Consider the following 14533-nt stretch of genomic DNA (forward strand, 5'->3'; position numbering starts at 1 on the left):
AGCTCGCAACGTTTAACCGCACGTTAACAAAATCAACTGCAGTCCTTGTTTACGGTGCTCGCCTGTACTACGTCCGAAGTCGGTTGGACCCCAGGAGTCACGGCCAGCGCGGGCTCATCAGTCTCATACGGAGTAGAGAATTCGAATTCCACCGTGGTCGACTCTCCAGGCGCCAAGCTGACCGTCGCTGCTCCCACAGGCCGACCGTCGTGCTTATATGAGCCGAACGGAGCTGCCTTTCCATCGCGTGCCGCCGAGTCTAGGTACCATTCGGTTGGGCCGTAGGCATAGACGTTCGTCTGAACTGTTCCTGGCTTAACTCCGAAGGCCCCGGCACCTGTTACGTAATCAGGCAGCGTCTTTCCTGCGTCCGGCGGTGCTCCATTCGTCATGGTCACCTGAACGGCATAACGATAGTAGCCGTCGGGCTGGCAACGTTTCTCTAGCTCGACTTGCCTACGAACGTAGTAGTCCATTTTCGCGCCAGTTCCGTCGTTGAAGTACACGCCGATCTCAGGACTGTCCGGAGTACCTTTTATCACACCGCCGAGTGGCGAATTCGCGATTACGCTCTGTTGGTCTTGTTCGGTAGACCAGACGAGAAGTCTGCCTTCGGCTGTGCCCTTTTGAAGGGCTCTCACCAACGCGGAGGCGTCGACTCTTCCTTCCGTCATTCCCGAAAAGACCTCGCCTGCCAAAGCCCCGAAGTAAGCGTCTTGAACAGCAGGTTCTTCAATCTCGTTATATACGTCGGACAAGAGCGTCGTCACGACGTTCTCGTTCGTCAAAGTTGTCGGCAGGGAGCCCAGGTCGGCAGGAAAGGATTCGAGTTGGTCGAGTTTGATAGGCCCCGTCGCTTCCAGAAGGTATGCCAAGGCAACAGGATCTACCGAGAGAACACCGTCGACACTTGATCCGGGGTTTGCCTTCTCCCAAATCTTTCGGGCGCTACTTGCAGCGGTGGGGAAGTCCGGTGTGAGGTTGACGTTTTGCATATAAGCGCCCAGTCGGGTCGTATAGATACTCTCTTGCTCTTCGTCGACTTTCAGCGCCGGATGGATACGACCGATGTCGCTTGCACTTCCATGATCCGTGAGCTGAAGCATGCCATTGTCGGCCGTTAAGACCACCAGAGCACCGGGAATTCCACCAGAAGCCCTGGATTCGGCATTGTTCTGCACGAGTACGAGGTAGTTGCGCGGTCCCTCTGATCCCAGCATCGGCGGGAGGATCTGCGCAGCGTTGGATGCTTCAGTAAGAACATCGGTAAGCGATTTCATCACGTCTGATGCTTTTCCCAACGGCGCGGCGAGCTGAGGCAATAGTTCGTCGGTGTTGATAGCCGAGATGCTGTTGTTTGCGGAACTAACAGTCGCTGAGGCCCGGGATAGCTTGGGAAAAGCCTCCTGTAGAGCCGCTAGATCGACTGCCCCCTCCTTGGGCGTAAAGAGTGTCGGGCTGAATGTTCCTGTTGAATCTAGAAGCGGGGCTACGGCGTTGACTGAGATGTCTGTCGCGACGGCAGCATCGGTGACAGCCATGAAGTTGGGCCCGGCCCAGGGAACAATGCCAGCAATCCGCCAGAGGGGATCCGTACTCGCACTTCGGGCTGCGGCGGTATGCTCCTTTAGCTGGCTCACCTGATCTTCGGCACCTTTGAGGTCGCCGCGATTGATCAATTCGTACGCTGAGGTTCCCAGTCTCATCGCCGACTCCATGCTGCCTTTGATTTCAACAGCGCGATAAGTTAGCCATCCCGCAATGAGAAACAGGACACCGAGGAATATTGCGACAGGTAGAACGACGCGACTGAGGTGCCGTCTGGTCCGAAAAGCGCCGTTCCGTCGCCCCGTGATTCGCACCTTCTGGGAAGCTCCTTGTAGTAATCGTGCTACGCCGGGCATAAACGTCCTTCTGGGAATGGTCTCGGGCAAACGTTCATCATGCTATCGTCAGCCGGCAGCCTGGCTGAACGAATTAAGAACCATCCCGAGTACCGTTGGTGCTCAACGCAAGGCAGATTTTCGCCTCCACCTCCAGTCAGAAGTCTCACTCTAGGGCGGGGAGGACAGATGCACGAGCTTGAAATTCCGTAGGTAAGCCCGAGTGGACTGGCATGATTGCCGTGCTCCTAGCGTGTTCGAAAGTCCTACCTTGCCTGTACTTTTTTGGGGGGGGGGGCAGAACCACTCACATCTAGCACGGCCAACAAAGTGAACGGCCGCTTCTACTCTGCCTGAGAGGGAAGAGAGCCTGGTTCGGGCTTGTGTTTCGGAGAGTTCCGCTTCTCAATATGGCGACGATTCGGCCGGAAATGCGCCTGGGAACCCGCCGCCGACGGGTTGTGTTTCTTGCCTTGGCCGCGTTGAAGTTGGGCTGTGACCTTGCACAGCGGGTCGTGGCGGCTAGTGGCCACGGCGAGTTTCGGAGCGTGGGGTAAGGTCAAGAAGCGCTATCCATCCGGCAGCAACAACCTTCGTTCATGAAGGAAAGGGCCAGAAAGCTATATCGGATGCGAAAGACCATATTCGCGGCCATCGGGGAAGGGAAACGGAGCCGAGGCAAGACGAACATGTTTGCTCTTAGTGAGGCATCGTGGGGTAAGTGTGATCACTTTGCTTTGGCATTTTAAAGATTGACTAGAGCGGTGTGTAGGCTTAATAACCAACGGACACCGAGAGATGCAGGAAGACTTACCAAAGTGCATACGATCGAAAACGTAGTCGGGCAGGGAATGTGTGTAGGTTGTGGCGCATGCTCTGTCGTAACAGGCGGACGAGTACCTGTAAAAATCGGCCGGAGGGGTTCGTACGAAGCGAGTCTGGCTGCTGTCCAGTCTGCGGACGTTAGACGAGCCAGCAGGGTGTGTCCTTTTTCTGATGAGTCGCGTAACGAGGACGAAATTTCTCAACCGCTTTACGGAAAAGACCAGCCCCATGATCCGCTGTTGGGCCATCATCAATTTACTTTCGCCGGACGCATCGCTGACGATGGAGTGCTTGAAGGAAGTAGTTCCGGGGGAATGACAAGCTGGACGGCAGCCCAGCTGCTAGCCCGGGGGCTCGTCGATGGCGTGATCCACGTCGGCGCTGCCTCTCCTGGGCAGGGCGAACTGTTCACGTATCAAGTCTCATATAATCTTGCTGATATCCAGCTCAAGAGAAAATCTGCATACTACTCTACGACGATGGCTGATGCGCTTGCTCAAATTCGTGGGGATGGACGTTCTTATGCGGTCATTGGTGTTCCTTGTTTTATTCGTGCTGCGCGGCTCGTAGGTGAGGAGGACCCCGTCCTCGGTAAGCAACTGAAGTACCATCTTGGTCTGGTCTGCGGACATCTGAAATCTCAGTGGTTTGCAGAATCAATGGCTTGGCAGGCGGGCGTGAAGCCCGATGCCTTAGAATCTGTTGACTTCCGCGTGAAGGCAAAGCACCGGTCCTCGAATGACTACGATTTCGGGGCAAAAGGAACGGATGACTCTTACCTATCGACTAAACCAACGCAGGCACTCGTCGGCGGAAATTGGGGCCACGGCATGTTTCAGCTCAACGCCTGTAACTATTGTGACGACATATTTGCTGAGACAGCGGATGTCGTATTTGGCGATGCGTGGTTGCCAGAATATAAGAGCGATTCAAGAGGCACGAACGTAGTTATATCCAGGAACGAGAACCTGAATACGATATTCGCAGAGGGACAAGCGCAAGGCATCCTCAGACTTGATGAGTTGCCAGCGGATCGCGTGGCAGCGTCGCAGGCCGGCAACTTTAGGCATCGAAGGATTGGCCTTGCCGTCCGGTTAGCGGACGACATTAGGGAAGGCAAATCTGTACCTCTCAAGAGGATCGCTCCGGGGATTGAAGGCGTGTCGGCACGTCGTCTGGACCTGATTCGGCTTCGTCGAAAGATGTCCGAAAAGAGCCTCCAATCCTTCGAATCCGCCAAAATGGAAAACAACATAAACGTGTTCTTAAAGACAATGCTTCCACTTGTTAGGAAATATAGAAACGTGGAATTTGGCGGTGCCCATAAGCGGATACTTACCGATTACAAAAGCCGCCTGAAGTGGGCGCTTGCTAGCTTGCGCCGATAACGTTTGGGTATCGGCTTTCAGTCGTGTGAGGGGGATGGATGCACCAATTACGCGTTCGAAAAGGATCGAGTCGGGAAATTCGCGTTCTATTCGATACACGAGAAAAACACTGGAACCAGAATCCCTACATTGATATCCTTATCGGAAGTATTTCGCCTGGCGCACGAGCTCTTGGATTCAGCTGGAGTAGGGCACTCGTGGGGAGATACGATCTAGTTCATGTCCATTGGCCGGAGTATCTCCTAAAGATGCGCAATGGTCCAATGACTATCGTCGCACGGGCTCTCTTCATTCTCTGGATAACTCGACTGTTTCTTTGCCGAACAAGCGTGATTCAAACACGGCACAACGTGGTGCCACACGTAGCTGTATCTCCGATCGACCGATGGCTATTGAAGCAGTTGGGTTCTTTCGTCAAATACGAAATACGATTGAACGACTTGGAAGTTCCCACAATCGGGCGACGATTGGTCAAAGTAATCCCTCACGGAGATTATGCGCCTGTGCTAAAAGAGCACAATTTTACCGGCCGCGAATTGGCAAGAACAGAACCTTTACGGTTGTTGTGCTTCGGAATAATTCGGCCCTACAAGAACTTTCATCAAGTCATTAAAGCTGTTTCCCAGATTGAAGATGGCTCCTGTCACTTGACGGTGGTGGGCCGATGTATGGACACAGAATACGGCAAAACTTTGTCCGATTTGGCACTTGGTTCAGGTTGGATCGATCTTCAGTTGCGCAGGGTTGAGGAGTCTGAACTTATCGCGAGGATTAATGAGGCACAGTTCGTTGTTGTCCCTTATGCAGACCTGTATAACTCGGGGGTCGTACTGATGGCGCTCTCTGTCGGTAGACCAGTAATACTGCGGGAGAACGCCGCCTCGAAGCAACTGAAAGCAGAATTTGGGGCAACCTGGATCAGGACTTATAAGGGAGATTTAACCTCCGCGTCATTGAGAGACGTGCTGACGGCTCCATTACCCCCAACCGGGAGTGCGCCAAACTTTGATCAGCGCAGGTGGAAAGATATAGGTGAGTCACACTTCCGCGTCTACCATGCTGCACTGTAATGCCGCGAAGGCATTGTTATTTGAGACGAACGATGCAAATTTGCAGCATCGCCTTGACTTGTAGGGACTATTTAGTGCTGACGCACGAGCGATGGAGTGGGTCCGCCGGGACGTTTATCGGGTCGAGTAGCGGTGACATCAGCTCTATGAGATTTTACCCTCGTTCCTCCAGCGGTGACAATGAGATGCCGGCTTCTGTTAACTCTGATCAGAACGGATTCCAGTCTCGTCTATCATTTCGGCAACTACTTAGAGCGCACTGCCAGTATCCACCCCTGAGCGCGTTGCCTAAAACGCGTTCGTGACCTAGCCATTTCCTATGATCACTGCTCCAACGACTACTATTAAAAGCTGGGAGCGCTGCCCCGATCATGCACAACGCGGGCAGGCTGAGTGAGAGATAACCTATTCGAATGATAAATGCCAAGAATTCAATCAAGAACTGTATAACGCTGTTTCAGGAGACCATACTTTACAGCTTGTATCGTATCGTGGTTCTCCGAAGCGCTAGTGGGGGTTCTAGGACTCAAAAGATTCTCATTGCAGCTCCAGGTAACGGAAATATTGGCGACCAAGCTATGCTCGAGGCTTATCTGGAAAACACCTCGGGAGAAGTAGTAGTAGTGGTTCGGGACGAAAGCGACATCCAGGTTCCCGATGCTGAGAAGGACCGAACCCGTGTTGCTGAGCTACCGAATCTCATTTACGGCTCTCCGTCAGTGGCCCACTTTCGTGAGATTTCACTCTTTGCGTCCCTCGCGTCGACAGCGACCGAGGTTGCCGTAGTCGGTGCTGACATAATGGACGGTGCCTACAACCCGAAGGCGTCAGCTCGACGTGCCAACATGCTCCGGTTGGCAAATAGGATGGGCGCTGATTCAAAAGTTCTTGGGTTTAGCTGGAACGGTCGGCCTACTACGGCCTCTCGGCAATTTCTCAAGAGGGCGACGCTGGCTGGTACCCAGCTGTATGTCAGGGATCCGATTTCAGCTTCGCGCGCCCGAGGTGATGGCCTGAGCAACGTTGTCGAGACAGCGGATATGGTGTTCAGCGCGACAAAGATGTCGGAGATTGTCGCTGACAAGATAGTGGGAAACCTGTCAGGTCAGAAGATTGCACTGGTCAATATCAGTGCTCACATAGAGCAGTCAGTCCCACAAATCGAAGACTATGTAGAATTGACTAACGGACTGATTAGTCAAGGCTTTAATGTTTTTGTTATCCCGCACGTAAGCAGAACGACGTCTGATGATATCGAACTGTCCAGGGTACTGGTTGATCGCGTTAAATCGCCACAGGTTGAACTTGTCGATGAGTTGCTAGAGCCTGCCGCGATTAGGTCGCTGGCACATCGCGCAAGCATCGTGGTGTCGGGGCGCATGCATCTATCGATCATAGCGCTGTCGCAAGGAGTGCCGGCCGTGGTGCTGGACTCCCAAGGAAAAGTAAAAGGCCTCGAGATACTGTTCCCGGAACATTTCGCCTGTATAGAGCCCCGAGCCGGTTTCGCTTTCGTGGCTCTCGAAGCCGCTCTCCGCCTCCATCCGCGAAGCGTTCCAGTGGAGCACTTGAGTGCCGTTCAACGGAAGTCACTAACGCAGTTTCAGCCCGTGTGCGCTGCAGGAGCCGGGAATGAATAGCAGGGACCGCAGCTTTTCGGCGAATTCACGAGAGCTGGATGCGGCAAAGCGAGGCAACGGGAAATTGCCTTATCGCGCCCTGCCGGTCTTCGAAACCCATGTCACGCCCCTTACAGCAGATGAGCTGCTTCGCGAGTTGACCTTCCTGATTACTCAGCGTGGTCGAGTGTTCATTGGCAACCACAATCTGCATAGCCTATATCTCAATTTGACTGACTCGAAGTTTAGTCGACTGTACAGTCTAGCTGACTTTATCCTGATTGACGGGTTCCCAATTCTATGTGCAGCCAACTTTGAAGCCGTAGCGCGGCGGGCTCCAGGCGTCCGATTGCGTGGAAAACACCGGATCGGCTCCCTCGATTGGGTGCCGCGATTGGGTGAAGTAGCAGGTCTGAGACGCGTTGCCATGATCGGTGCTTCTCCGCAGGCTAATGCAGAGGCCGTGAAAAGGCTAAGCGCTACGAGTCCTCATATTGCTTATAGAGGCTGGGAAGGAAGCTCCTGGAACCAAAAGAGGTCAATGGAAGTAATCGCGGAAGTCCGTGCATTTCGACCACAGCTCACACTTGTCGGTTTAGGAATGCCACTCCAGGAGCATTTTCTGGAAGGGAATCTCGACAGCCTGCCTGACGGTGTTTACGCAACGGTAGGAGGAGCCTTCGATCAGATAGCGGGTCTCCAAAAAGCAGCGCCGAGATTCCTAGGTGATTATGGAGTGGAATGGCTCTGGCGGCTTCTCACACAGCCAAGGAGACTTGGCTACCGTTACTTGGTGGAACCTTGGAAGTTGCTTGCAGTGCTAACCCGCAAGCAAATCATTCGCAAGTCTAAATACGGACAGGATTAAGCATGCTAGATGCAACCAGCGACGAACCTCTTGTGAGTGTGATCATCCCTACCATTGGAAGAGATTGCCTACGCACCACGGTTGAATCTGTTCTGCGGCAGACTGTCGGCTGCGAAGTCATTCTGGTATTGGACAGGCCGGAGGTAGAGAAGGAAGTCAAAGAACGGCTGGCTGGCCTTGCGTATAAGCTCCTCACAACCAATGGTAGAGAGGGTGGTTCGTTCGCCAGGAATACGGGCCTGGACAAGGCATCAGCTCCGTACATTGCATACCTAGACGATGACGATCAATGGCTTCCCCAAAAGGCCGAGAAACAGATCGCTGCCATTGAAGCGTCGCCCTACCCTGATCGATCGATATCGGTGACTGCAACCAGTTTCATTCGTGGACATGGCCTAAACGTTCAAATGCCTAGAGAGCCCTACCACAGCGCGAATAATATCGCGGATTATTTGGTTACCCGCAAGGATCTGAGGTTCGGTCGAAACTTCATGCAAACCAGTTCCATTCTAGGACCGAGCGGAATCATGAAGGATTATCGTTGGGACACAAACCTTCCTAAGCATCAGGACTGGGATCTCTTTGTACGATTTGGTTCCGACCTTAAAAATCACATCATCTTTCTCGCGGACGCTCTCGTGACTGTAAACCAAAACTCAGAATCCTCAGTATCGAAAATACCAAATTGGAGGGCCAGTGCAGTTTGGTACGAGAAGCACAGTCACATTTTGTCCCAAGTTGGTAGGGGCGATTTTCTGGCAGTGCATATTTTAAGAGCGGCATTGCACACCCGAAGCGTAAAGGGAATTCGCTACTATCTGCGGAATGTTCGGGGATCTCGAGCCCACATGTCGGCAATCATTGTCGGAATGTTTGGCTTTTTTAAAAAGTGAGAGCACTACCACGAGCTCAGAATAGTTGGCTACTGAACGTTCTCACTTCAGGCGGAGTCCGTTTACTAATTTTGCCGGTGACGGCGATTTCTGCCATCCTCACGGCACGTATCACCGTAGAATCGACGGGCATTGGGGTATATGGTTACATCAACACGATAGCAATGTTGTTCCAGTTACTTCCTTTCGCTGATCTCGGGGTTGGCGCAGCGGTCACCACTGCTGTGGCCCGCAAGGGACTATCAGACGCGGGTCCGTTGGACGCCGAGCGTTCCGTATTGGGCGCTCTGCGAGTTCTCCTTGCTACGAGCGGATTAGCCGCATTGGTGTGCCTGATCCTAGGCTGGTTTGGGGTTTGGCCCAGGCTTATAGGTATACCGGACCAATTTTCGGCGGAGTCAAATCTTCCCATCACGATTGTGCTCGTCGTTTTCCTGATATCCCTACCCATGGGATTAGGTCAAAGGATGCTTATCGGTGCAGGTAAGACGAACCAATTGGCGTGGATCGGGATCGTCACCCCTGTAACAATTCTTGTCTACACCTTGCTTGCGGATCACCTTTCGTTTGAGCCATTCTATTTCGCTCTTGGTGGGTCCGTGTCCGTCCTCGTTGCTAACGTGTTTTACCTTGCGATAGGTCTAAAACTCGCAGAGATCTCCTTTCCTAATATCCTGCGTCGTCTGCTCCGTGCCAAAAGGTTCCCAGGTGGAAGCGTATTCAATACGGCATGGCCCATGCTCGTGGTGAATATTTCATTTGCGGCCGTCATGCATAGTCATCGCCTCGTGATCTCACATGAGGTTGGAGCAGCGGCACTGGCGAGTTATGCGCTGACAGCCCAGCTCTTTTTCCCGATCTGGTCCGTTATATACATGAGTAGTACAGCATTGTGGGCAGAATTTTCTAGAGATGAACGTAGGGCCGGGCAGTGGTTGCGCGCAAATGTCTTGATGCTCAGTATAGGAATCGTGGGCGCACTCGCGCTGCAACTTTTTGGTCCCCTTTTACTTGGACTAATGAGCAACGGCACCCTTAGCGGCTCGAGCTCCCTCCTGCTAACTTTCGGACTTCTATTGGTTGTCATGTCAGCTCATGCCACCCAATCCATGCTGTTAACTAGGCCGGCTAGGTTACGCCAGCGGGCCTATATGTCGATCGGAATGATTGTGGTCTATTTCCTCCTCGCTATCGTGCTGACGCCTCATGCTGGCGCCGTCGGGCCGGTGGTCGCGGTTACAATTGCGTATGCGCTGTGCCAACTGTTACCGGGACTGTTCGTCGGATATAGGGTCACCCGTCGCCGCGGTACGGTATCTGGACGTCACTCTGTCCTAGCGCCCATCTCGTCCACCGAGAATTGATTGGATAGGTTTCACCTGCATGCGGCATGGATTGTTTAGGCGACGCGCCCAAGACTTTCAGTCTTACTACTCCGTAGAGTTGGAAATCGAATGAGAACGGTCTCGCATCTGGATGCACGGACCGTTCGATATAGTGATCATGCCTATCCGATGCAATCGCCCAGCGGAACCAGCAGGTCCGCATTCTTGATTGGCCTGCTCCTAGGAGCGGCGGTGAGCACAGTCGGCGTCACCTCTCGTCTCGGACCGCTAAGCATATCCGAGATATTTTTTTCTTGCGCAATACTGTCTTCATTGCTATTCAATGCTCGACGTATTCCGACGTATCGTCCCGGAAAGGTTGAACTTGGGATTCTCTTTTTCGTTCTTACGACACTAGTACTCGAGCTGATTAATTCGCTTGCCTTGGGACATGAGCCCGCGTTTTATCTGACCTATAACTGGACGATATATCTGTTTGCAGTTTTTGCTGCCCGTCTTTGCTTGGCCTCAAGGGGCGAATTGCGCTCTTTCCTGGGAGGCTTCGTACTCTTGGTGCCACTTGCCGCCGTGATTGCTCTGATGCAGCTGTTGGACAATCCGACAATATCCCGCACGATATTGGAGCTGGCACCTAATGCGGGCGCAATGGCCCGCCTAGAGGAAGGCGCACCTCCGCGCGCCTCCGGGCTTATAGGTCACTGGACTGGCTTGGGCAGTTATCTTGTTGCAATGGCTGTAGCCGTACTCGCGCTAACCCTAATGAGCGCATCCCGAAGTAATTATAGAATGATTGCCCTGGGTGTAATCGGGCTGGGTGTACTGTCCACTTTCACTTTTTCCGTTATAATCACGTACATACTTGTAGTTGCCGTATATTTTATCAAGACCAAGCGCGGACTGATTCTTCTATTGCTTTCTGGGATATTCGGCTTCGTGGCTTCTGCTTTCTTGGCTGATTCCTTAGCTTTTCGAGTCTTTCAGCAGTATGGCGACAATGCCGGTGCATTTTCTAGCTCTTCGGGTTTGATACCTGAGACCGTTATGTTTAGATTCTCCATATGGATCAATGAGACGCTTCCTGCCGTGCTTGAACGTCCAGTCACAGGTTGGGGCCAGGGTGTGTACATTCAATTCGGTCAATGGACTCACTTTCCTGAGGACCTATTGTGGAGGTCGCCTGAATCTCAGTGGTTCAGCGTTCTGATGCAAGGCGGCTTGCTGCTGCTGGTTGTTATTGGCTATGTCATCGTGCAGCTCTGGCGGGCCGCATCGATGCAGGAGTCGCAACTTGCTGTCGTTCTCAAAACATTCCTGCTGCTATGTGTCGCCACCGCCTTCACGGTGCCTCAATTCACAAATGCTGGTCTCCCCGCGGTCCTTTTCGTGCTATTCGGCGCTTTGGAAAGAGTGGCCAGGTCTCGACGGTCCTAGTGTTGATACCGGTGGAAACGACTTCGTCTAGTTCGTGTGGTTCGCAAGGAATGATGGCAGGAATTAGCGTTCATGCTGCTGCTCAGTTGACGATCCCTCCCGTATCATCCGGCGCCGCTCGTCAGCTCGCTTCAGGCATAGCATAGATCCATATTGGCCCACTGATCTGTTGGCAAGGGTTGGTTCCAAGCCTGCTCGATATGGTGCGGGTGTCCTGCCTCTTCGGGCCGTGCGGTCGCCAGCGACCCGGCGACCGCACAAAGTGTTTTGATGCCGGAGCTGGTCCCACTTAGGCGAACAAGGGCCACGGAGGACGGGACGAGATCCTCCGCTATCGAATCCGCATCCAGGCGAAGCCGACGTTTGACCAGAAGAGCAAAGACGCTGCGCCGTTTTCACAGTTCCCGCCAGCGCATCCACACGCAAATACGTGTTGCCTTCCCGCGCGGGCGTTCTGAACCGTCCCGGGTTTGATGCCGCTTCCTTTTGTGACAAGGATGGCGACTATGCCCAAGCAATACCCGGCGGGCCAGCGTGAGCGTGCGGTGCGGATGGTCCTGGACCATGTGAGCGAGTATCCCTCGATGAACGCGGCCTGCAAGGCCATGGGGCCGAAGCTGAACATCGGCAAGGAAACGCTGCGTCGGTGGATGCTTCAGGCCCAGATCGATGCGGACCAGCGGCCGGGTGTGACCACCGCCGAACAGGAGCGAATCCGGGAGCTGGAGCGGGAGAACCGGGAGCTGCGCGAGCCCAACGAGATCCTGAAGCAGGCCTCGATTTTCTTCGCGAGGGAGCTCGACCCTCGCCGCCGCAAATAGCCGGTTTCATTGACCTGATGAGCGAACGCGGCCACGGGGTCGAGTCGGTCTGCCGGGTCCTGCGCGAGCAGGGCCCGGCAGGTTGCCCCGCGGACGTACCGGAACTGGAAGTCCTCCCCGCCGGCGGCCCGGACCGTCTCGGATGCGCGCATTACCGATGCGCTGCGGGCCACCAAAGGCACCCCCGAATCGCTGTACGGCAGACGGAAGATGACCGCCTGGCTGCGCCGGGCCGGCCACGAGGTGGCACACTGCACCGTGGACCGGCTGATGCGCAATGAGGGCATGAGCGGCGTTGTCCGCGGCCGGGCCCACCGGACCACCATGCCCGGCACGGACGGGCAGCGGGCCGGGGACCTGCTCAACCGCCAGTTCACCGCCGACCGGCCCAACTATGGATGGGTCACCGACTTCACCTACGTCAGGATGTGGGCCGGCTTCGCCTATGTGGCCTTCGCGATCGACCTGTATTCACGGGCCATCGTGGGCTGGCACGCGGCCATGTCCAAGGACACGGAACTGGTCCTGATCACCCTGAAGATGGCCCTGTGGCGGCGCGACCACGACGGCCACCGCGTGCCGGAGGGGATGATCCACCATTCGGATGCCGGCAGCCAGTACACCTCCATCCGGTTCACCGAAACGCTGATCCTCGAAGGGCTGGCTGCCTCCGACGGAAGCGTCGGGGATGCCTATGACAATGCCCTGGGCGAGTCGACCGTCGGCCTCTACAAGACAGAGTGCACGGCCAAGAACAGCCCGTTCCTGACCGGCCCGCTCAAGACCCTCACCGAGGTCGAGAAGGCCACCATGGACTGGGTCCACTGGTACAACACCGAACGGCTCCACGGCCACCTCGGACTCATCCCGCCGGCCGAATTTGAAACCAACTACTATGACCAGGAACGCACCTCAGGAAACCCTGAGGCACCCCGTATGAAGACGGCCTAAAACCCGGCACGGTTCATTCATTACCACTCCCGTGAGGAGGCCAACGCGAACGTCGGGAGTGTCCGATAAACGGTGTGTGGGGTCCGGCGGTTTTCATCAGTGAGCGGTTCTCTCGAACCGACCTGCGAACGTGATCGCGAACGCGTTGAGGGCCGGCTTCCACCTCATCACCCAGCGTGCCCGGCCTCCGCCGGTAGGGTCAAGAGATCTGGTGACCAGGTACAGGCATTTCAGCGCCGCGGCCTCGTTCGGGAAGTGCCCCCGTGCCCTCACCGCCCGCCGGTAGCGGGCATTGATCGACTCGATCGCGTTCGTCGTGCAGATCACCCGTCGGATTTCCACGTCGTACTCCAGGAACGGCACAAACTCCGCCCATGAGGATTCCCAGAGCCGCACGATGGCCGGATAACGCTGGCCCCACTCCGCTTTGAATTCGTCGAACCGGTCCTTCGCCGCCTGCTCGGACGGGGCCGTGTAAACCGGTCTAAGGGACTTGACGATCCCGTCGCGGTGCTGCCGGCCGGCATAGCCGAAGCTGTTGCGGATCAGGTGCACGATGCACTGCTGCACCACCGTGCGCTCCCACGTGGTCGTGACCGCCTCGGGCAGGCCCTTGAGCCCGTCGCACACGGCGATGAATACATCCTCCACGCCGCGGTTCTTCAGCTCGGAGAAGACCTGCAGCCAGAACCGGGCGCCCTCGCCGCCGTCGCCGGCCCAGATGCCGAGGATTTCCCGCTCCCCGTTCACGGTGACCCCCATGACAACGTAGAACGGGGTGTTGCGCACCTGACCGTCGCGAACCTTGACGACAATCGCGTCCACGAACAGCACCGGGTAGATCGGATCCAAAGGCCGAGCCGACCACTCCGCGAGTTCGCCAACGACCTTCTCCGTGATCCGGCTGATGGTGTCCTTCGAGACCCTGGCCCCGTAGACCTCCTCGAAGTGCGCCACGATCTCCCCGGTCGTCAAACCCCGGGCGGTCAGCGAGAGCACGATCTGGTCGATCCCGTCCAGGCGCCGTTTCCGTTTGGGCACGATCACCGGCTCGAACGACCCGTCCCGGTCCCGGGGAACCTCGATCTCCACCGGGCCGATCTCGGTCAGCACGGTCTTGGACCGGGTGCCGTTGCGCATGTTGGCCGCGATCGGCGTCTCGCCGTGCTCGTGGCCGAGGTGCTCGGTCAGTTCCGCTTCCAGCGCGGTTTCGAGCACGTTCTTCGTGAGCTGGTTCAGCAGCCCGCCCGGGCCGACCAGGCTCACGCCCTGTTCCTTGGCCTGCGCGAGCAGCCGCTCGGCAAGCTCCTTCTGATCGATGATCTCTCCGGTCACGGGATCGATCATCGCCTCTGTCATCGCGGTCGTGAACTCTGACACGGCCATCTCCCTTCGGATCAGGCCGAACCCTTACACACCGTTTTTCTTACAGTCCCCG

The 14533-nt window shown here is 55.5% G+C and carries 10 protein-coding genes, 1 pseudogene and 1 other annotated feature; of the genes and pseudogenes, 9 read left to right on the top strand and 2 right to left on the bottom strand.

Annotation, left to right across the window (positions count from 1 at the left end):
- Positions 1-32 precede the first annotated feature (32 nt).
- Positions 33-1706: a DUF4012 domain-containing protein gene (locus AHIS1636_RS13680; protein ID WP_264796394.1), complete on the bottom strand. Its 1674-nt coding sequence runs from the start codon at positions 1704-1706 to the stop codon at positions 33-35.
- A gap of 995 nt (positions 1707-2701) precedes the next feature.
- Here AHIS1636_RS13680 and AHIS1636_RS13685 point away from each other — a divergent pair.
- The 9 genes and pseudogenes from AHIS1636_RS13685 to AHIS1636_RS13725 form a co-directional block, all read left to right on the top strand.
- Positions 2702-4096, top strand: a complete 1395-nt coding sequence (locus AHIS1636_RS13685) for a Coenzyme F420 hydrogenase/dehydrogenase, beta subunit C-terminal domain (RefSeq protein WP_264796395.1) — start codon at positions 2702-2704, stop codon at positions 4094-4096.
- A gap of 263 nt (positions 4097-4359) precedes the next feature.
- Positions 4360-5166, top strand: coding sequence for a glycosyltransferase (locus AHIS1636_RS13690; RefSeq protein ID WP_264796396.1), 807 nt, complete (start codon positions 4360-4362; stop codon positions 5164-5166).
- A gap of 413 nt (positions 5167-5579) precedes the next feature.
- The gene (locus AHIS1636_RS13695) at positions 5580-6806 is read left to right on the top strand and encodes a polysaccharide pyruvyl transferase family protein (protein ID WP_264796397.1); all 1227 of its coding nucleotides are present in this window, start codon (positions 5580-5582) and stop codon (positions 6804-6806) included.
- The gene (locus AHIS1636_RS13700) at positions 6799-7653 is read left to right on the top strand and encodes a WecB/TagA/CpsF family glycosyltransferase (RefSeq protein WP_264796398.1); all 855 of its coding nucleotides are present in this window, start codon (positions 6799-6801) and stop codon (positions 7651-7653) included. Before AHIS1636_RS13695 ends, AHIS1636_RS13700 begins: the two co-directional genes overlap by 8 nt.
- A 2-nt stretch (positions 7654-7655) precedes the next feature.
- Positions 7656-8546, top strand: a complete 891-nt coding sequence (locus tag AHIS1636_RS13705) for a glycosyltransferase family 2 protein (RefSeq protein WP_264796399.1) — start codon at positions 7656-7658, stop codon at positions 8544-8546.
- Positions 8547-8623: 77 nt separating this feature from the next.
- The gene (locus AHIS1636_RS13710) at positions 8624-9910 is read left to right on the top strand and encodes an MATE family efflux transporter (protein WP_264796400.1); all 1287 of its coding nucleotides are present in this window, start codon (positions 8624-8626) and stop codon (positions 9908-9910) included.
- A gap of 213 nt (positions 9911-10123) precedes the next feature.
- On the top strand, positions 10124-11323 hold the full coding sequence (locus AHIS1636_RS13715; protein ID WP_264796401.1) for an O-antigen ligase family protein: 1200 nt from the start codon (positions 10124-10126) through the stop codon (positions 11321-11323).
- A 506-nt stretch (positions 11324-11829) separates the two neighbouring features.
- The gene (locus tag AHIS1636_RS13720; RefSeq protein ID WP_264796402.1) at positions 11830-12144 is read left to right on the top strand and encodes a transposase; all 315 of its coding nucleotides are present in this window, start codon (positions 11830-11832) and stop codon (positions 12142-12144) included.
- Positions 12099-12234: a sequence feature (AL1L pseudoknot), on the top strand. (Overlaps the previous gene by 46 nt.)
- A pseudogene (locus AHIS1636_RS13725) lies at positions 12220-13095 on the top strand (IS3 family transposase); the annotation flags it as partial. (Overlaps the previous feature by 15 nt.)
- A 96-nt stretch (positions 13096-13191) precedes the next feature.
- Here the strand turns inward: AHIS1636_RS13725 and AHIS1636_RS13730 are convergent.
- A complete protein-coding gene (locus AHIS1636_RS13730; RefSeq protein WP_264796404.1) occupies positions 13192-14442 on the bottom strand; it encodes an IS256 family transposase in 1251 nt (416 codons plus the stop codon).
- Positions 14443-14533: the final 91 nt, after the last annotated feature.

The sequence above is a fragment of the Arthrobacter mangrovi genome (assembly GCF_026011795.1).
Classification (GTDB): Bacteria; Actinomycetota; Actinomycetes; order Actinomycetales; family Micrococcaceae; genus Crystallibacter; species Crystallibacter mangrovi.

Bases quoted from the DNA above. Each gene is read 5' to 3' on its own strand.
- AHIS1636_RS13690 (WP_264796396.1), top strand. From the start codon at position 4,360: ATGACTATCGTCGCACGGGCTCTCTTCATTCTCTGGATAACTCGACTG.
- AHIS1636_RS13720 (WP_264796402.1), top strand. From the start codon at position 11,830: ATGCCCAAGCAATACCCGGCGGGCCAGCGTGAGCGTGCGGTGCGGATG.
- AHIS1636_RS13700 (WP_264796398.1), top strand. From the start codon at position 6,799: ATGAATAGCAGGGACCGCAGCTTTTCGGCGAATTCACGAGAGCTGGAT.
- AHIS1636_RS13730 (WP_264796404.1), bottom strand. From the start codon at position 14,442: ATGATCGATCCCGTGACCGGAGAGATCATCGATCAGAAGGAGCTTGCC.
- AHIS1636_RS13695 (WP_264796397.1), top strand. From the start codon at position 5,580: ATGATAAATGCCAAGAATTCAATCAAGAACTGTATAACGCTGTTTCAG.
- AHIS1636_RS13705 (WP_264796399.1), top strand. From the start codon at position 7,656: ATGCTAGATGCAACCAGCGACGAACCTCTTGTGAGTGTGATCATCCCT.
- AHIS1636_RS13680 (WP_264796394.1), bottom strand. From the start codon at position 1,706: ATGAGACTGGGAACCTCAGCGTACGAATTGATCAATCGCGGCGACCTC.